Raw genomic sequence first — 18,199 nt, 5'->3', positions numbered from 1 at the left:
TACAAGACATCAAAAAATGCCAATACTCGACAGAGATAGTAAAAGACTAGCTAACTCGGGGGTTCTTTGTCTTTTTTTCTGCTTAGTAAACTTCTTAAACATTTGCAGCGTAAGTTAGTTGCAATTAAAAGCAGCTTAATCTTGCTTTTCAAGCGTTTAAAACATAAAAAACGCCAATATTTTAAAGCGGATAATAACCCCAGGGCTTCTTTTGCCTTTTTTTTCATTTGGTAAATTTCTTAATATTTATGGCTAAAGATTGCACGAATGTTGCAATTACAAAAACGATTTCTACTAGGGTGTCATCCCAGTGCGTGACACTGGAATCCAGCCTTTATTATGCAGCCACTTGGTTGAAATTAAGTCTTCTGGATCCCAGTGTCAGCTACTTGGATGACACCATTCTTTTTCCTGGATCCAAGTAGTCAGGGCACTGGGATGACAGCTACCCTGACAATCGTCATCCCGCTGCTTGTTAGCGGATACCGCGGCGGTATGACGTAGAAGTTATACTTTTATGCTTACCAACTTAATAAAATTCCTGGATTCCAGTGTCAGCTACTTTCATGACACCAACAGTTGATATTGGTTTGTTGCTTTGCTAGCCAACTACTAGCTATGCCTCAAGTTTCCTATTCAAAATTTTCAATATCAAATCCAATTCATTTGGATTATCATACCGTATCATAACTTTACCCTTAGAATTGTTGTCATTAATTTTGATCTTTAAACCAAGTTGAGAAGATATAGCGCCTTCTATTACTGTCATATCTTGATTTCTAGTATATCTCTGCTCTTTTTGATTGTTGTTTTGATGTAGGTCCTTTATCAGTTTTTCAGTTTGTCTAACGCTTAAGCCCTGAGAAACTATTTTTTCTGCAATACTTTCCGCATTTTCAACATTAATCAACGCTCTTGCATGACCCATAGACAATTTTTTCTCATTGATCATTGTTTTCACCCTATCAGGGAGCAACAACATCCGAATCATATTGGTTATGTGGCTGCGGCTTTTGCCTATAGCTGAAGCTAATTCCTCATGTGTATAGAAAAACTCATCTATCAGTTTTCTGTAAGCTTCACCTTCCTCTATTGGATTAATATCTTGCCTTTGTATGTTTTCAATAATGGATACTTCCAAGCATTCCTTGTCGCTCAGATCTTTTATGATAACCGGTGCACTATCAAGATTTGCAATCTTGCTTGCTCGCCAACGACGTTCTCCAGCTATTATTTCATAACCATCATCATTTGAATCTTTGCGTACCACGATAGGCTGTATAATGCCACTTTTCTTTATCGAATTTGCAAGTTCTCTTAATGACTCCTCGTCAAAATGTTTCCTCGGTTGAAATTTGCTTGGGTGCAGTAATGAAATAGGCAAATGCTCTTGTCGATCTTCTTTATTATCATAATTATCGCCTATGAGGCCGGCAAGACCTCTGCCGAGGCGTCTATCATCCTTCATACTACGCCCTCGCTTACTAGTTTCTTCTCCTTACAACTGCTCGCGTGCTTTTTTAAAATTTCCCTTGCCAAACTTATATATGCTTGTGCACCAGGACACTTAAGATCATACACAATAGCGGGTTTTCCATGAGAAGGCGCTTCTGATAACCGTACGTTACGTGGAATAACAGTCTCATACAATGGGATGATAGTTTTGTATACTTTATCATTTAAATACTGGCAAATATCGTTTTTAATCTGTTCACTGAGTTTGTTGCGCCTGTCATACATTGTTAACACTATCCCTTCTATTGCCAAAAAAGGGGTTAGGTTATTCCTTTTTATTAGCTCCACAGTTTTAACTAAATGGCTTAATCCTTCCAGAGCAAAAAATTCACACTGAAGAGGAACAATAATAGAATTAGCAGCAGTCAAAGCATTTATGGTCAGAAGCCCAAGTGATGGAGGGCAATCGATGATTATATACTCATAATTATCGCGTATCTTCTCCAATGCGCTTTTTAGTACGAATTTTCCTCGCTCAAGTTGCGATAATTCAATTTCTGCAGCTGACAAATCAACTACTGACGAAATTAGCGATAAATTCGGAATTTCCTTTATATTGAAAATTGCCGATTCTATCAATTTATTTTCGCTGCTTAGTAGTATTTTGTATATGTTTTTTTCTTCCCTACTACGATAAGAAATCCCGAGTCCGGTGCTAGCATTTCCTTGAGGATCAAGATCTACCAATAAAGTGCTTTTTCCCACAGCAGCAAAGGCTGTCGACAAATTTATACTAGTTGTGGTTTTGCCAACTCCACCCTTTTGATTTACTATTGCAATAATCTTGCTCACGCCTTTTATCTTATGTATAAAATAATTCTATTGTATATATGCAAGAAACTTTTGCATTAGAAAATTTTTTTGTTGCTAACCACACTAAAATTAGGCTGTCTTTTTTGCTTTGTGTAACACACTTTGAACCTTGTTTCCTAATTCATTCAGAGTGAATGGTTTTGGCAAAAAGTGAAAATCTTCTATATTGATGTCATCACTCTTTAAAAAAGCATCTTCTGCATACCCAGAAATAAAAATAACGTTGATATTTGGCCTATGGATCAATGCTTCTTTAACTATTTCTGGGCCGCTCACCTCTGGCATGATTACATCAGTGATTATAAGATCTATATGTTGACTTTTTTTACTGATTATTTCTGGCGCCTCGATGCCTATGCTTGCTTCTATTACATCAAATCCTTTTCTTTTGAGTGCTTTAGAGATGAATTCCCTTACTGAATCTTCATCTTCGATTAATAAAATTATACCATTACCTTTAATTTCACTTACTACCGGTTTTTCTGTTTCTTCACTATCTTCCTCTCTATCATTTTCATCTGATATGTAAACCATGGGCAAAAATATGCTAAATTTAGTTCCATGATTTACTTTGCTAGCAACATAGATGTATCCTTCAGTTTGTTTAATAATGCCATATACAGTAGAGAGGCCAAGACCTGTACCAGAGGTAATATCTTTGGTAGAAAAAAATGGATCAAAGATCTTTTCAGTTGTATCACTCGTCATTCCACATCCAGTATCAATTACTTCAATCACAACATAATTTCCATGTTCAATCGCTTCCTTGTCTGGAGAAAACATATCCTGAGGTGTAGAATTTAATGAGTCAATCTTTTGATTAAAGGTTCGTATAGTTAATTCTCCGCCCTTTTCCATAGCAGCACTAGCATTGACTGCTAAGTTAAGTATAACTTGCTCTAATTGCCCTTGATCAGCCCTAACAGCACCCAAGTCTCTACCATAATAAATATTAAATTTTATATTTTCACCTATTAATCTTTTTATCATTTCATAAAGATTAGCTATAGTATTATTTACATCAATAATTTTTGGCTGCAAGGTCTGTCTTCTTGAGAAAGCAAGCAATTGTCTTACTAAATTTGATCCACGCTTTGCATTTTGCTGTATCTGTATTATATCTCCAAAAGATGGGTCACCAGCTGAGTGTTGGAGTAAAAGCAAATCGCAAAATCCTATTATCCCAGTCAATATATTGTTGAAATCATGCGCAATACCACCTGCTAACTGCCCTATAGCTTGCATCTTTTGATAATGCTCAAGCTTTATCTCTAGGTTTTTGTGTTCAGTATTGTCAATAAAATAACAAAGTATGAAGATCATTTTATTATGAAGAAACTTATTGAAATATATTTTTATGTTATTACCGCCGTTGAGCTGTACATCAAAAGACGCATTATTTATTCTATTACTCGAAAAATATTCACGTATTTTCACATGATAACTATCCAATATCAACGTAAAGATTGAATTATTATCTGACCCTGCAAGCTTTATTAGTGCCGTATTTTTCTTTACAAAGTTGCCGTTTATGTCACATTGTGCAATAGCAATTGATGAATTTGCAAAACAAGGGTGTAATTGATAATCAACAATATTTGATTCGGTTGGTGTTATAAAGCCATATATATAGCTATGGTTGTATTTATCACAAAATATAGCAGTGCTCATATAAGCCTTGAATGGAATACCACTTATAGTAAAAAACAAAATTTCATTATCGGTTGTTGTATTGTTATATTTAGATTGAGATATAAAATCACTGATTGAGCTACCTTTTTCCAGTTTTTTTAGTTCAAATATGTCTAAAAATCTTTTATTTACAGATAAAATCACCCCTTTGGCATTTGCAATGTAAGTTCCTATGCTGTGTTTTTCTATTAACTCTTCATATATCTGCTCCTTGTTTATCTGTGTTGCTTTTAATACAAAATACCCATCTGGCCTTGCTATTGGCACTAATGATAAATTTAAAATCTTATTACTATTTATAGCAATTTGGGGATTATCTGGTATCGGCTCAAAGAGCAAAAGAAAGTTAGATACTCTATTCTTCTTGTTTAAGGAAATGCATACCTGTACAGAAGAGTTATTTTTTAGTGCATGATAGAGTACTTTTTTGTCTGCTTCTGAAACATCTCCTATTTCAAGAATCTTGTCTAACGTAATGTCATCATCTATATGATCTTTAAACCTTTCGTAGAACCTTGCATCAGCATAAATAATACCTTCATCTTTATGTAAAATAAGGCAAAATTCTGTATTATGATTTAGTGCATTTGCAAATATTGCATTTTGAAATTCTATAGTATTAAGTAGGTATCTGTAGCGTTTTACATTATACATCATAAAGAGAGTTGTTAGAATGCTAACTAATAAATTAATCTCTATATTAATATGCTGACTATATATATCAAAAAAGTAGAGTATCGATATTGCTACTGGAGGTAAGAGCATAATAACTGCCATCACAACAATTGACATTCCATAATTTCTTAGTATGAAGTCAACCCTGTTCTCTTTTTTGTTATCTATGTATCTTTTATTCATTATTGTTACTTGGCATTGTTGTACATACGAAAATGTTCTATTATATTGATTTAATTATTATAGATTTATTAACGTCTTTGATAGATAATTATCATCCAAATCTAATTAAGTTCCTTAAATATCAGATATAACAATGTTAATAAGCTAGCAAGAGGATATTATGGAAAAACAAAAAACACAAGCATTTAAATGGTTCTGTGCACTAAGAGATAAGATTATAGAATCTTTCTTATTAATTGAAAAACAATCATCCGCAGAGCCAAAAATCGAAAAGAGAAAGTGGGATCGCCCAGGTGGTGGAGGTGGTGAATCTACAATTATTTTTGGTAATGTTTTTGAAAAAGTTGGAGTAAACGTTTCAAAAGTACACGGGAAATTTGCAGATTCAGCCATTAATGAAATTCCTGGTGCAAGTGAAAGTAACGGAGAGTTCTGGGCAAGCGGTATATCTTTAGTGTCTCATATGCAATCGCCCCTTATCCCTGCAGCACATATGAACACAAGGCTGATATATACTTCAAAACAATGGTTTGGTGGAGGAATGGATTTTACGCCAATATATAAAAATGAAGAAGATTGCAAGTATATTCATGAATCAATCAAAATGACATGTGATAGATTTGACACCGGATATTATCCAAAATTTAAAGAGCAATGTGACAACTATTTTTTCTTACAACACAGAAAAGAGCCGCGTGGTATTGGTGGCATTTTCTATGATAATCTGAGTTCTAGCAACTGGGAAAACGATTTTGAGTTCACAAAAGCAGTAGGTGAAGCCTTTTTGGAAATTTATTTGCACATCATACGTAAACATATACAAAAATCTTGGACAAAAGAACAACGAGAAAATCAATTAAGAAAACGTGGCAGATATGTAGAATTCAATCTGTTATACGATCGTGGCACAAGGTTTGGTTTAATGACTGACGGCAATCCAGATGCAATTATGATGTCAATGCCACCACTTGTTAAGTGGTTATAGAGAGCTGCTATTAGTAGAAAATAAATCATCATAGTTTAAAATTGTACCATGGTAGTGAGCTTTTATATAGGGGGTATAATCATGGGCATAATAGATAATTTTTTAATTAAATCTGTCAAAAACAATGACATAAAAGGTGTTAAACTGACTCTAATTCTCTATGATGCATTAAATAGTTTTAGAAAATTCTTTTCAAAGACTATGTCTCTCAAGAATACAGGATCATTTGATATAAATAATAATCAAGCTTTAAATCAGGCTTTAGGACATGCTACAGATCACAAAATAATGGAATTGCTGATTAATCGTGGAGCTGATATCCACTCAATAGATGAGAATGGAAAGAATGTTATAATTCGTGTTATTGAGAGTTTAGCAGAATCAAAAAATCTAAAATTGGATAGTGAGAAAAACTTACCAGCAGAGATAATTCTTCACCCCACAGTTTCCTTTTTACTAGGAAAAGGCGCAGAGTATTATTCTACAGATGATTTGAATGTTGAAGCTATACAACAAAAACCTCCTAGAACCTCTGAATATGAGCCAATAACTATGTACGCTGAGGTGAACAACAATGTAATACCACCTCAAAAACCTTCTAGAACTTTTGAGTATAAGCCAAAGAGCACTAATTATGATGCTTTGCCTTCAAAAGAGCCAATTTACGCTGAGGTGTATGATGCTAAGGTTAGTAACTCATTAGGGGAGAATGGTTATTTGAGTGTATCAGAAGAATCTATTTATGCTGAAATATATGATTCACATAAAAAATCCACTGAAAATTTATCATTGGAAGATAGTGGTTATTTGAGTATATCAGAAGAACCTATTTATTGCACTATAGATGATCTTTCAGAACAAAAAAAGCCTACTAGCCTAAAACAGAAAGAGCCAGAACAGTCGTCAGAACCTATTTATGCTAGGGTAGATTTGTCCAAGAAAAGAGCAGAAAGAAAAGCAAAAGACATAAAAGCTAATTCTGGAACTTGCCATGGGTGAGTGCAAGATAAAGTGAATGATTGGCAAGTGAAGCTAAATGAGCTAAGTGCTAATAAGTCGATAAGTCAGCAACAGACTAATGATCAAAAAATTAAGACCAAGGCTGGCTTTAGTGTAGAAGAAATAAGGCAGAAATATGAGCGTAGAGATTCTGGCTATGATTCCGATACAAAAGTTGAACAACAATTAGAATTAGCTCCTAAATCTGAGATAGGTTCAGTGAGTATTGAGCATGGAGTAATAGGAGGCTGTCGATATAAGATTACTGATATATCCCTCTAACTATGTGATTCAAAATAATTGAATTGACTTTATATATGTAATCGATATAACCTAGTTAGATTCAAGTTGACTCTTTCGTCTAGTGGTTAGGACACCACCCTTTCACGGTGGTAACACGGGTTCAAATCCCGTAAGAGTCACTCAAGTAGAATATAATTAAAGTTTTGAATGGGAAAAATTAGGCTCTATGTTGAAGAAGCTTTATCACAAGGCGTGAGTTTAGCACTTAATCCACAACAAAGTCACTATATTTGCAATGTAATGCGGCTTAAGAAGTATGATAATCTCTCTCTTTTTAATGGAAAAGATGGAGAATGGTTAGGAGAAGTAGTTAATATATCGCGTAAATTGACAGAAGTTACACCCAAAGAATGCACTAAACAACAGCAATATGAGGAAAATTTATACCTGTATTGTGCCATGGTAAAAAGTGCTGCTTTGAACAACATAGTAAGACAGGCAACTGAAATGGGAGTAATCTGCATTCAATTTATTTCAACGGAACGTACAGTGGTAAAAAATATTAACCTAAGTAGAGCAAAATTACAAGCAATCGAAGCAGCGGAACAATCAGGTAGGATAAGTATACCAGAGATTTTGCCTCCTATTAACTTTTGTGAGTTACCTGATTCCCAGAGTAAAAATTTTGTTTTGTGTGATGAAACAGGTAAAGCTGACAAAGTGCTGAAAGGCAAAAAAAATGTTGCTATTATTGTTGGCCCTGAAGGTGGTTTTTCATCTTATGAACTTGATCTTGCCGATAAGTTTTGTCAAAAATTGAGTCTAGGAAAAAGAATTTTAAGGGTCGATACTGCTGTAGTTGCTGCACTCACTTTCACCAATTGGTGTAGCTAGATTTTTAAATATGACTAAGGTTTGGGTCATAAAGAAATCTGGTTCAGTGTCGCGCGCACAAAAACCCTGTAGACTTTCTACGAAGCAGTCTGTTGTTAAAGAGGAGCTAATAAAAAACATATTCTAAGATAATATTAAATCTCATATTATATTTTTTCTAAAGTAAACAAATGAATCTTGCATTTTGCCTGAGTTATTGATACTCTGAGTAAAGAAGTCGGGGCGTAGCGCAGCCTGGTAGCGCATTTGGTTTGGGACCAAAGGGTCGGGAGTTCAAATCTCTCCGCCCCGATGTTAGTATAATTGTAAGAACGCTGTAACATAAGAGCAATCTCCATCAGTAAGCAAGTAGCTGACACTGGAATGACATTATTTACCATGTAAATTATGGCATATTACATTTTAACGCTCAAGTTTATAAAATAATTGACAATGTTAATTTTCTAATTTATAAATAGATTTTGAAATGATTACCGAAGGAGGTATAGAGTTTGACAGAAGTATCAGTCCATTATGGTGATGTAGACAGAGCTCTTCCAGTATTGAAAAAAACAATTCAAAAGGAAGGAAGAGGGTTGAAAATGAAAAAACAATATCATGAAAAAAAATCAGAAAAAAGAGCTAAAAAGAAAGCTGAAGCTAAAAAAAAGAGGTACCAACAAGAGTGCAGAAGGCAACGTTATGGTTGGTAGTTTGTACTCAAGTTAATAGTTTATCATTGGTTATTTTATGAATATTCACGAATATCAAGCGAAAGAAGTTTTGCATAAGTTTAATGTCCCAGTGCCAAAAGGTTTTGTTGCTACATCTGCAGAAGAAGTAAAGACTCAAGTAAGTCAATTAAAATCTGACGTGTTTGTAGTTAAAGCTCAAATTCATGCAGGTGGTAGGGGTAAAGCCGGTGGCGTAAAGCTAGCAAAGTCAGTTGAAGAAGCTCAACAGTTTGTAAAGGACATGATTGGTATGACTTTAGTTACTCATCAAACAGGGCCAAGCGGGCAGCAAGTAAGAAAAGTGTACGTTGAAGAAGGCTCAAGCATTAAGAAAGAGTATTATTTAAGCCTGGTAATCGACCCGAAGCTCAGTAGGCCAATATTCATATTTTCCTCAGAAGGTGGAATGGACATCGAAGAAGTGGCAAAAAATTCTCCTGCAAAAATTGTGAAATTTGATATTGATCCTGCTACAAGTTTTGATAGCAGCAAGTTAAGCAGCAGTTTTCATTTGAGTCCAGAACAAATAGAAAAGATATCGAACATTGCAAAAAAAATATATGATGCGTTTATTGCAACTGATGCGAGCCAAATTGAAATTAATCCACTGGTTGAAACAAATTCTGGAGATTTTATTGCGCTCGATGCAAAAATTAATTTCGATGATAATGCTTTATATCGTCACCCAGAAATTATGGAACTTCGTGATTATGATGAGGAAGTGAAAGAAGAGATAGAGGCTTCAAAGTATGGGCTCAGTTACATCAAAATGGATGGCAGTATTGGTTGCATGGTAAATGGTGCAGGTCTTGCTATGGCAACAATGGATATAATAAAATACTACGGAGCAGAGCCTGCTAACTTTTTGGATGTTGGTGGTGGAGCGAGTAAAGAAACTGTAACTGAAGCATTTAAAATCATATTGTCTGATAGCAACGTAAAAGGAATTCTGGTTAACATATTTGGTGGTATAATACGTTGCGATATTATCGCAAGTGGAATTGTTGCGGCTGCAAAAGAAATGAGCATTAAAGTTCCTCTAGTGGTTAGATTATCAGGTACTAATTTTGAAGAAGGAAAAAAAATTTTAGAAGAGTCAGGATTAAATATTATTGCTGCAGATGAGCTAGATGAAGCTGCGCAAAAGATAGTAAAAGAGGTAAAATAAAGCATGTCCGTTTTAGTAAACAAAGATACAAGATTAATATGCCAGGGTTTTACTGGCGCACAAGGCACATTTCATTCAGAGCAAGCAATTGATTACGGAACGAAAATGGTGGGAGGTGTAACTCCTGGAAAGGGTGGGAGCACTCACCTTAATTTACCGGTTTTTAATACTGTAGCAGAAGCCAAAGAAAAAACCGGTGCAAATGCTACAGTTATATATGTACCTGCTAAATTTGCTGCTGCTGCAATACTTGAAGCAATAGATGCAAAAATAGAATTGATAATTTGTATTACAGAGGGCATTCCTATACTTGATATGGTGAAAGTTAAGCGTGCGCTTATCGGCTCAAAAAGTCGATTGATTGGTCCCAATTGCCCGGGAATTATTACCCCTGAAGAATGCAAAATAGGAATTATGCCTGGCCATATCCATAAGCGTGGACACATAGGAATTATGTCTCGCTCCGGAACTTTAACTTACGAGGCAGTAGCACAAACAACCGCTGTTGGTCTTGGTCAATCCACGTGTATCGGAATTGGGGGGGATCCAGTTCATGGTATAACATTTGTCGACTGTATGGAGCTCTTTTTAAAAGATAACGATACTCATGGTATTGTAGTTATTGGTGAAATAGGTGGAAACGAAGAAGAAGATGTATCACATTTTGTGAAAACAGAAAAAACTAAAAAGCCAATCGTTGGTTTTGTAGCAGGCCAAACGGCACCTCCAGGAAGACGTATGGGACACGCTGGAGCAATCATCTCTTCCAGCGGTGGAAGTGCTGGTGCAAAACTAGAAGTTATGCGGAGCGCTGGAATTGCAATTGCTGAAACCCCTGCAGTAATTGGTAAGAAGGTATTGGAAGTAATGCATCACTAGAATTAGGGCCACAAAAACCCTATATCACCGGTCATGAATACGTTATTTGCCCATTCGATTAATAACTTGCCTCCTGGTAAATTTACTGAAGTCTGTTGGGCAACCAGATATCCACGTAGTGTGGATGCAACAAGTGCTGCACAGGCTGCACTACCGCATGATGCAGTAATGCCTGTACCTCTTTCCCAAACTCTTAAAGCTATTTCTCCAGACTTTTCAACTTGTGCAATACTAACATTAATTTTCCGAGGAAATAATGCGTGATTTTCTAGCTTTGGTCCTAAATTTCGCAATGGTATTTCACTTATGTTATCAACAAAAAAAACTATGTGAGGATTGCCAATATTTACTGCAACAGGATCTTTTAGCATTTCAAGCTCTATAGGTAAGTGAAGAGTGTCACACTCAGTAGATAAGGGAATTTCATGCCATTTTAGCAAAGGTTTACCCATGTTAACCTTTATGGATTTATCACCCACTTTAAAACACTCTAAAATGCGTTTGCTTGTTAGCTCAATAATGGAGTATTCAGCACCTTTTTCTGACATTATCAAATATCCAACACAGCGTGCTGCGTTTCCGCACATTTCAGCTCGACTGCCATCAGCATTATAGATATGCATAAAACAGTCTGCAGCATTAGACATTGTTATAATTATCACTTGATCACAACTGCTTTGATCAGCAATTTGTCTATGGTTCCAGTCTAAATTGTTTGTTGAACGTGAGTCTATGATAACGAAATTGTTACCAGTGCCGTGCATTTTGATAAAATTTTCAGAATTTTGGCCACTCATCATAAAAAAATATTTCTTCTATTGGTCTTCTTTTCTTCTTACTTGTTTCAGCACCCTCTTCTTCGTAACCAACCGCTATCACTGATATTACGTTAAAGTCATTGGGTATATTGAACTCTTTCACTATTTTATCTCTATCAAATCCACCCATTTGATGGGCCATTAAGTTCATAACTGCAGCTTGTAACATAAGTCCATAATTCGCTGCACCAGTATCGTGATTAGCCCAAAAATTTTCACCTTTATCAGATTTGCGGAAATTCTTAGCGCTTAAAGATATGATTAACACTTGTGCATCTTTTGCCCATTTTTGATTAGATTCATCAAGGCAATTTAGCAGCTTTTCCCATGCGCTTTGATTGTTCTGTTTGTTGCATATTACGTATCTCCAGGGTTCATCACCAAAACATGAGGGAGTCAGCCTTACAGCTTCCATTAAAATATCCATGTCTTCCTGAGATATTGCTCTTGTAGGATCGTATGAACGTCCGCTGTGTCTTGCTTTCATCAACGATAATAGATCTTGTTTACTCATCATTTTTAATTTAATAGTGCATAAATAATTCATTGTAGCACAATATAAGCAAAATTTAAATTGCAAAACCTCTCATACACATATATTACATTTAATAAGTTATTTTTATTGGGAAGGTATGTTTATAACACAATCTAGCAGCAGATCAACACTGGCTGAAATATTGTCTTGCGTTTTACTTTTATTCTTGATGGCTCAAATAAGTATACCATTGCAGCCTGTGCCTATCACATTGCAAACTTTAGGAGTAATGCTTATTGGGCTTAAATTTAACCGCAGAACAGCATTCTATTCTGTGCTTACATATCTATCACTTGGTGCAGCAGGATTGCCTGTTCTTGCAAATTTTTCTGGTGGTTATCACGCTCTCCTTGGACCAACAGGTGGATATTTAATTGGCTGTTTAGCTGCTGTTATGGTAATGAGCAAAGTAAATGAATTACTGAACTCTAAATATAAATCATTTGTGTGTAATTCTTTAAGTTGTCTGGCTGGTACAGTTGTAATCTTTATTTGTGGTGTTAGTTGGCTTGCTGTTTACTTGGGTCTGGGACAAGCAATAATGGTGGGTGTTTTACCATTTATCCTTCCTGGTTTGATAAAAATTTTTCTACTTGTAGCAGCTTTGCAATATTTGAAAAAATGATAAAATTTCGCCCTCATCATTTTATGTGCACCCTCGCGTTTCGGGGATATGGGTATTCGCAGGGTTTTGTAGAAAATTATAGGAAGATAGCAAGTGAAGTGGTTAGTACTCAAATCGAAGTAGTTGGTAACCTTGATAGTATTTGTAGTGCTTGCCCAAACCAGACTAAACAAGGTAAATGCACCGAACAAGCTAAAGTTTTAGAGCTAGATAGAAGGCATATGGAAATTTTAGGAATTAAAATTGGCGAGACTTTGACCTGGAGTGAAGCGGTAGAAAAGATTAGGGAGAAAATGTCTTTAGAGAAATTCGAGTACGCATGTGAGGGGTGCAACTGGCAGCCATATGGAATATGTAAAAATGCCCTTTTAAATCTACAAAGGTAGTTGACAAAATGTTAAGATAAATTGAAGCATTTTTGTGGAAATAAAGCGAAATATGGAAGACAAAAGATAAATGCATTCTGAAAGGCTACACAGCATGTTCGTCCCGCTAATTAATAATATCTTTATTATTGTATGAGATAGGTAATTTAGCATTTATGAATTTGTAATGTGTTGCATATAGCTCAAAGAAATAAGGTTTACTGGTTACACGCTGCAGCCAATGCCACAACACTAGGACCTATGTTTATCTGCATGTTAATTTGCGTTGTGATTTTATGGAGGTCTTCTGTTACCTATGCTAGTGAAAATTTGGAGATACAGAAGGCCTTTGATAGTGTTGTCAAGCATATAAAAGCTGATAAAAAATATAAAGATCTTGATGTTATTGAGAGAAAAAGTGATAAATTTAACATCAAAATTGCGCAGAATTCTGGCAAGAGTTTTGACATATACTCTACTTTAAAAAAAGCAAAAGATTCCTTTGAATCAGGAGATAATGAAACAGCTATTTCTCTCCTTAATCAGATCATTGCAAAGTTTCCTTATCATAAAAATGCTTTAATTGGATTGGGAAATATTTATTACGCTAATAAAGAATACAAAAAAGCTGTAGAGATTTACACAAGACTGTTAAAAGAACACCCTAGTAACCCTTACATATTAAAAAATTTTCTGACGATAATCTCACAATATAATCCTGATCTGGCGTTGAGTGAAATGTTAAAATTGTATGATATACATAAAAATTATGCTCCTTTATTAGCAAATTTAGGTATGATCTATATGAAAAAGGAGGATTATGTAAAAGGTAAAGAGTATATGATAACTGCTATTTCCCTCGATGAAAACAATATTTTTTATACTTATAATTTAGCTGTTATTCTAGATAAACTTTCAGATTTTCAAAATGCTACAATATTCTACTTAAAATTGTTGAACATGGCTACAACTTCGAAAGATGTGAGTGAAAAAATACCTTTATACAAAGTGACAGCAAGACTAAAATTTATAAAACTTCACAGCACGCACTCAAAGATTTCATAAAAGCTTATAGCTCACCTAAATCTAATTTATCGTATCTGTTCAAGGGAGTGGCTAATGTGCAAATATTGAAGCAAAGTGTGTGAAACACAGATGTACGAACATTTGTTTGCAAAGGTAATTTACACAACAAATGCATAACTGTACGAACATTGTGATTTTGGCCCATCAGGAGGGTGTCATCCCAGTGCTTGACACTGGGATCCAGGAATTTTATTAAGTTGGCGAGCATAAAAATAGCTGTTTTATGTAAAAATACAACGTTTTAATGATTATGAAAAAGCTGGATTCCAGTGTCAAGCACTGGAATGACACCATTCTTTTTTCTGGATCCCAGTGTCGGCTACTTGGATGACACCATTTATTGTAAGGACTTACCTCACATTTACTCTATGATTATCTTTTTAGATCACCTTGTCTACCTATTTTGCCACTCTGCTGAACGGATACAATTTATTGCTATTTTTGTTTACAATAATAATATTGAGCTATAGAATTAGATCTAAAGGGGCAATTAGCTCAGCTGGTAGAGCATCTCGTTTACACCGAGGAGGTCGGCAGTTCAAGTCTGTCATTGCCCATTTGCTTAACTGAATGTTAGTATTATTAATTACTTCAATTAAAGTATAGAAAATGCAGGATAATATAGTACCAATCTCAATAGTAAAAGAGCTGGAAGATTCTTATCTTTCCTACGCAATGAGCGTTATCATAAGCCGGGCTATACCTGACGTGCGGGATGGATTTAAACCTGTTCACAGGCGCATATTATATGCAATGTCAAGAGCTGGATTCGATGCCGGTAAGCCATATAAAAAGGCAGCTCGTATAGTTGGGGATGTAATGGGGAAATATCACCCACATGGTGATGCAGCTATTTACGATTCCTTGGTTAGAATGGCCCAAGATTTCTCTCTTCTTTTACCACTTGTTGATGGGCAAGGTAACTTTGGTTCGATAGATGGAGATCCACCAGCTTCAATGCGATACACAGAAGCAAGACTTCAAAAAGTGTCGCACTTTTTACTGAATGATATTGATGAAGATACAGTTAATTTTAGGCCAAACTACGATGGAAATGAAACAGAACCAGTTGTGCTGCCTGCAGAGTTTCCGAATCTATTGGTAAACGGTGCAAGTGGTGTTGCAGTTGGTATGGCAACCAATATTCCTTCTCATAATCTTGGAGAAATAATAGATGCTTGTATATTATATGTAAATAATCCTGAAGTTACTTTGGATGAGTTACTTGAAGTGATGCCAGGGCCGGATTTTCCAACTGGGGGCACAATTCTTGGAAGGTCTGGAATAAGATCAGCATTTGCAACTGGTCGTGGATCAATTGTTGTGCAAGGCAAGACTCATATAGAAGATCTGCCACAAGATAGGCAAGCAATAGTGATTGATGAAATACCTTACCAGGTAAATAAAGTAAAATTAATTGAGAAGATAGGTGAGCTTGTAAAAGAAAAAAGAATTGATGGTATAACAGAAATTAGGGATGAGTCCGATAAGTCTGGTATTAGAGTAGTAATTGACCTCAAAAGAAATGCTGAAGCAAGTTTTATACTTAATCAAATATTGGGGCTAACTCCACTAAGAAGTAGTTTTAGTGTTAACACTTTAGTGCTCAATAACAACAGGCCTGCTTTGATGTCATTGAAAGAAATCATAACTGCTTTTGTTGATTTTAGAAAAGAAGTATTAATCAGGAGAACAGAATTTCGTCTAAGAAAAACGAGGGAAAAAGCTCATATATATATAGGGCTCTACATTGCGGTCCTCAGCATAGATGAAGTGATAAAAATCATCCGCGGTGCAAAAGATCCTGCGGAAGCAAGTAGAGAACTTTTAAATAAAGAATGGAAAACTTCGAATGAAATCAATACTATTATCGAGTTGATTTCAGATAGCGCAAGCTTTTTGAAAGATGGAGTGTATAGATTAACTGAACTACAAATTAAAGCTATCCTTGATATGAAACTGCAGCGTTTAACAGGCCTTGAAAAAGACAAATTAGAAGCTGAGCTAAGTTCAATGATCAACCTGATAAAAGAATATATCGCTTTTCTTGGCTCAGGAGAGAAGTTGATGAAAGAAATAAAAAACAATCTACAAGAAATAAAGAACAGATTTGCTGTGCCGCGAAAAACTTCAATAGAAGAGTCAGACGCGGACATTGAAGCTGAAGATCTAATTCCACAAGAGGATATGGTGATAACCGTAACTATGAATGGTTATATCAAGCGTGTAAAACTTTCTCACTACAGAACTCAGCGTCGTGGTGGAAAAGGAAAGCTAGGACAGGGATTAAAAGAAGAGGATGTAATCACAGAATTATTTGTTGGAAATACCCATACTAGCTTTTTATTCTTTTCTAACATTGGTCGAGTTTATAGATTAAAAGTTTATAAGTTACCTCTTGCAGAGCCAACCGCACGTGGAAGAGCACTTGTTAACATATTTCCGCTTAGCGATGGTGAAACTATAACTAATATCATGCCATTGCCAAGTGAAAATGACAAAAATCAAAACATAGTTTTTGCTACTGCCTATGGAAACATAAGGCGTAACTCCTTAGCGGACTTTCACTATATTCCAAGCAATGGGAAAATAGCAATAAAGCTCGATGAAGGAGACAAATTAGTATCGGTTAAGGTATGTAATGAAATTGACCATGTTTTACTTTCAACAACGCTTGGAAAAAGTATCAGATTTGTTGTAAGTGATGTGCGTCAATTTAAGAGTCGCAATTCAGATGGCGTAAGAGGTATCAAACTTGTAAAGAATGACAGCGTGATATCCATGACCATATTAAATGGGATAGGTGTAGCAACAGAAACAAAAGAACTTTACTTAAAAGTTCCACTTGCAAAAAGACTGGGGACTGCAATTAATAACTCCATTGATTCTAAATTGGAAAAGACTTTGAATGATTTAGGAATAGATAACGAATTATTCTTAAAACTTGCAGTGAATGAGGAGTTTATATTAACTATTACTGAAAATGGCTTTGGTAAAAGAACTTCTGCGTATGAGTATAGAGTAACTAACAGGGGTGGTGTTGGTATCACCAATATTCTTACTACTAGCAGAAACGGTAATGTTGTTGCTAGTTTTCCAGTTGAGCAGGGTGATAATATAATGCTTATTACAGATAAAGGAAAGTTAATTCGCATTTCGGTCAATGAGATTAGAATTGCAGGACGCAGCACTCAAGGAGTCACTCTGTTTAAAACAGAAAGTAGAGAAAAAGTGGTGTCAGTAGCGAAAATTGAAGATCCTGATTCCACTGAAGATAGTATTTTTGAAGTTGAAAACTCTATCGCTTCTTAACCGTAGTATAGGTTAAACAAAAAGCGCAAGTTTTTGTTGATTAATACGCAGTATTTAAATTAAAATATATACTTATGGCTAAGTAAAGATCAATGGACAAAAAATTAACTAAAAATAAAAAACCACTGGCAGACAAAGAGGATAAAAAAACACCTCCTGTTAAAGATCTTACTAAAAATAAGAGTAGGAGAGATTTTATAACATTAACTACATGCGCTATGGCAGGTATAGGAGCTGCAAGCGGACTTTGGCCACTGGTTAAATCTATGAATCCTTCTGCTGAAGTTCTAGCAACTTCCACAGTGGAGGTGAATTTGTCTGGAATGCAGGAAGGACAGGGAGTAAAAGTAAAGTGGCAAGGTAAACCAGTATTCATTCGTAGACGCACAAAGCAAGAAATTGAGGCTGCAAGAGCTGTGAATGTGAAGAGCTTGAGGGATCCTCAATTAGATGAGCAGAGAGTATACGAAGGAAAAGACGAATGGTTAATTATGCTTGGAATATGTACACATCTTGGGTGTGTACCGGTTGACCACGCTACAAGAGATGGTAATGGTTGGTTCTGTCCTTGCCACGGTTCATATTATGATACATCAGGTCGAGTAATTGGGGGTCCTGCACCGAAAAATATGGCTGTACCTGATTATTTTTTTCCCAGTGAGAATGTTGTGGTAATTGGCAAGAAGGCTTAACGAATAT

18 protein-coding genes, 3 tRNA genes and 1 pseudogene are annotated in these 18,199 nt (G+C 35.5%); 16 read left to right on the top strand and 6 right to left on the bottom strand.

All coding sequences use genetic code 11. The annotated features are described in order from the left end of the window. Window positions 1–297: 297 nt before the first annotated feature. The 4 genes and pseudogenes from OZD64_RS06830 to OZD64_RS01630 form a co-directional block, all read right to left on the bottom strand. Window positions 298–381: pseudogene (locus OZD64_RS06830) on the bottom strand (WPE palindromic element domain-containing protein); the annotation flags it as partial. Between the two features lie 235 nt (window positions 382–616). Continuing rightward, window positions 617–1,468, bottom strand: coding sequence for a ParB/RepB/Spo0J family partition protein (locus OZD64_RS01640; protein ID WP_006279814.1), 852 nt, complete (start codon window positions 1,466–1,468; stop codon window positions 617–619). Next, on the bottom strand, window positions 1,465–2,307 hold the full coding sequence (locus tag OZD64_RS01635; protein ID WP_038199588.1) for a ParA family protein: 843 nt from the start codon (window positions 2,305–2,307) through the stop codon (window positions 1,465–1,467). The genes OZD64_RS01640 and OZD64_RS01635 overlap by 4 nt, the downstream gene beginning before the upstream one ends. A gap of 90 nt (window positions 2,308–2,397) precedes the next feature. After that, a complete protein-coding gene (locus tag OZD64_RS01630; protein ID WP_274999187.1) occupies window positions 2,398–4,878 on the bottom strand; it encodes an ATP-binding protein in 2,481 nt (826 codons plus the stop codon). Between the two features lie 160 nt (window positions 4,879–5,038). On the opposite strand from OZD64_RS01630, the gene hemF reads away from it, so the two are divergent. From hemF to sucD, 9 genes are all read left to right on the top strand, one after another. After that, window positions 5,039–5,863, top strand: coding sequence for an oxygen-dependent coproporphyrinogen oxidase (gene hemF, locus OZD64_RS01625; RefSeq protein WP_274999186.1), 825 nt, complete (start codon window positions 5,039–5,041; stop codon window positions 5,861–5,863). 81 nt (window positions 5,864–5,944) lie between these two features. After that, a complete protein-coding gene (locus tag OZD64_RS01620) occupies window positions 5,945–6,862 on the top strand; it encodes a hypothetical protein (RefSeq protein ID WP_274999185.1) in 918 nt (305 codons plus the stop codon). After that, the gene (locus OZD64_RS01615) at window positions 6,863–7,144 is read left to right on the top strand and encodes a hypothetical protein (protein WP_244263404.1); all 282 of its coding nucleotides are present in this window, start codon (window positions 6,863–6,865) and stop codon (window positions 7,142–7,144) included. 68 nt (window positions 7,145–7,212) lie between these two features. Continuing rightward, window positions 7,213–7,284 (top strand) — tRNA-Glu (locus OZD64_RS01610). 28 nt (window positions 7,285–7,312) lie between these two features. Beyond that, window positions 7,313–7,999: a 16S rRNA (uracil(1498)-N(3))-methyltransferase gene (locus OZD64_RS01605; protein ID WP_006279818.1), complete on the top strand. Its 687-nt coding sequence runs from the start codon at window positions 7,313–7,315 to the stop codon at window positions 7,997–7,999. Between the two features lie 218 nt (window positions 8,000–8,217). Continuing rightward, window positions 8,218–8,291, top strand: a tRNA-Pro gene (locus OZD64_RS01600). A gap of 199 nt (window positions 8,292–8,490) precedes the next feature. Continuing rightward, window positions 8,491–8,691, top strand: coding sequence for a 30S ribosomal protein S21 (gene rpsU, locus OZD64_RS01595; protein WP_274999184.1), 201 nt, complete (start codon window positions 8,491–8,493; stop codon window positions 8,689–8,691). Window positions 8,692–8,728: 37 nt separating this feature from the next. Next, window positions 8,729–9,880 (top strand): ADP-forming succinate--CoA ligase subunit beta, encoded by a 1,152-nt coding sequence (gene sucC / locus OZD64_RS01590; RefSeq protein ID WP_274999183.1) that lies wholly within the window; start codon window positions 8,729–8,731, stop codon window positions 9,878–9,880. A gap of 3 nt (window positions 9,881–9,883) precedes the next feature. Further along, window positions 9,884–10,759, top strand: a complete 876-nt coding sequence (gene sucD, locus OZD64_RS01585) for a succinate--CoA ligase subunit alpha (RefSeq protein ID WP_010963102.1) — start codon at window positions 9,884–9,886, stop codon at window positions 10,757–10,759. 2 nt (window positions 10,760–10,761) lie between these two features. On the opposite strand, the gene dapF is transcribed toward sucD, so the two are convergent. Both dapF and OZD64_RS01575 read right to left on the bottom strand, forming a co-directional pair. After that, window positions 10,762–11,556, bottom strand: coding sequence for a diaminopimelate epimerase (dapF, locus tag OZD64_RS01580; RefSeq protein ID WP_274999188.1), 795 nt, complete (start codon window positions 11,554–11,556; stop codon window positions 10,762–10,764). Then, window positions 11,537–12,124 (bottom strand): nitroreductase family protein, encoded by a 588-nt coding sequence (locus OZD64_RS01575; protein ID WP_038199580.1) that lies wholly within the window; start codon window positions 12,122–12,124, stop codon window positions 11,537–11,539. Before OZD64_RS01575 ends, dapF begins: the two co-directional genes overlap by 20 nt. A gap of 85 nt (window positions 12,125–12,209) precedes the next feature. On the opposite strand from OZD64_RS01575, the gene OZD64_RS01570 reads away from it, so the two are divergent. From OZD64_RS01570 to petA, 7 genes are all read left to right on the top strand, one after another. After that, window positions 12,210–12,737, top strand: a complete 528-nt coding sequence (locus OZD64_RS01570) for a biotin transporter BioY (protein WP_015589442.1) — start codon at window positions 12,210–12,212, stop codon at window positions 12,735–12,737. Further along, a complete protein-coding gene (locus tag OZD64_RS01565) occupies window positions 12,734–13,123 on the top strand; it encodes a DUF1284 domain-containing protein (RefSeq protein ID WP_010082044.1) in 390 nt (129 codons plus the stop codon). The genes OZD64_RS01570 and OZD64_RS01565 overlap by 4 nt, the downstream gene beginning before the upstream one ends. A gap of 168 nt (window positions 13,124–13,291) precedes the next feature. Then, the gene (locus OZD64_RS01560; protein ID WP_010082043.1) at window positions 13,292–14,167 is read left to right on the top strand and encodes a tetratricopeptide repeat protein; all 876 of its coding nucleotides are present in this window, start codon (window positions 13,292–13,294) and stop codon (window positions 14,165–14,167) included. Between the two features lie 290 nt (window positions 14,168–14,457). Further along, window positions 14,458–14,658 (top strand): hypothetical protein, encoded by a 201-nt coding sequence (locus OZD64_RS01555; RefSeq protein WP_152550490.1) that lies wholly within the window; start codon window positions 14,458–14,460, stop codon window positions 14,656–14,658. A 14-nt stretch (window positions 14,659–14,672) separates the two neighbouring features. Further along, a tRNA-Val gene (locus OZD64_RS01550) sits at window positions 14,673–14,745 on the top strand. 52 nt (window positions 14,746–14,797) lie between these two features. Next, entirely contained in the window at window positions 14,798–17,500 is a 2,703-nt protein-coding gene (gene gyrA, locus OZD64_RS01545; protein WP_274999182.1) for a DNA topoisomerase (ATP-hydrolyzing) subunit A, read from the top strand. A gap of 92 nt (window positions 17,501–17,592) precedes the next feature. Continuing rightward, window positions 17,593–18,192, top strand: a complete 600-nt coding sequence (gene petA / locus OZD64_RS01540; protein ID WP_038199575.1) for a ubiquinol-cytochrome c reductase iron-sulfur subunit — start codon at window positions 17,593–17,595, stop codon at window positions 18,190–18,192. Window positions 18,193–18,199: the final 7 nt, after the last annotated feature.

The sequence above is a fragment of the Wolbachia endosymbiont of Drosophila tristis genome, from assembly GCF_028981745.1.
Lineage (GTDB): Bacteria > Pseudomonadota > Alphaproteobacteria > Rickettsiales > Anaplasmataceae > Wolbachia > Wolbachia pipientis.
This window is presented reverse-complemented; position numbering and strand designations above follow the sequence as displayed.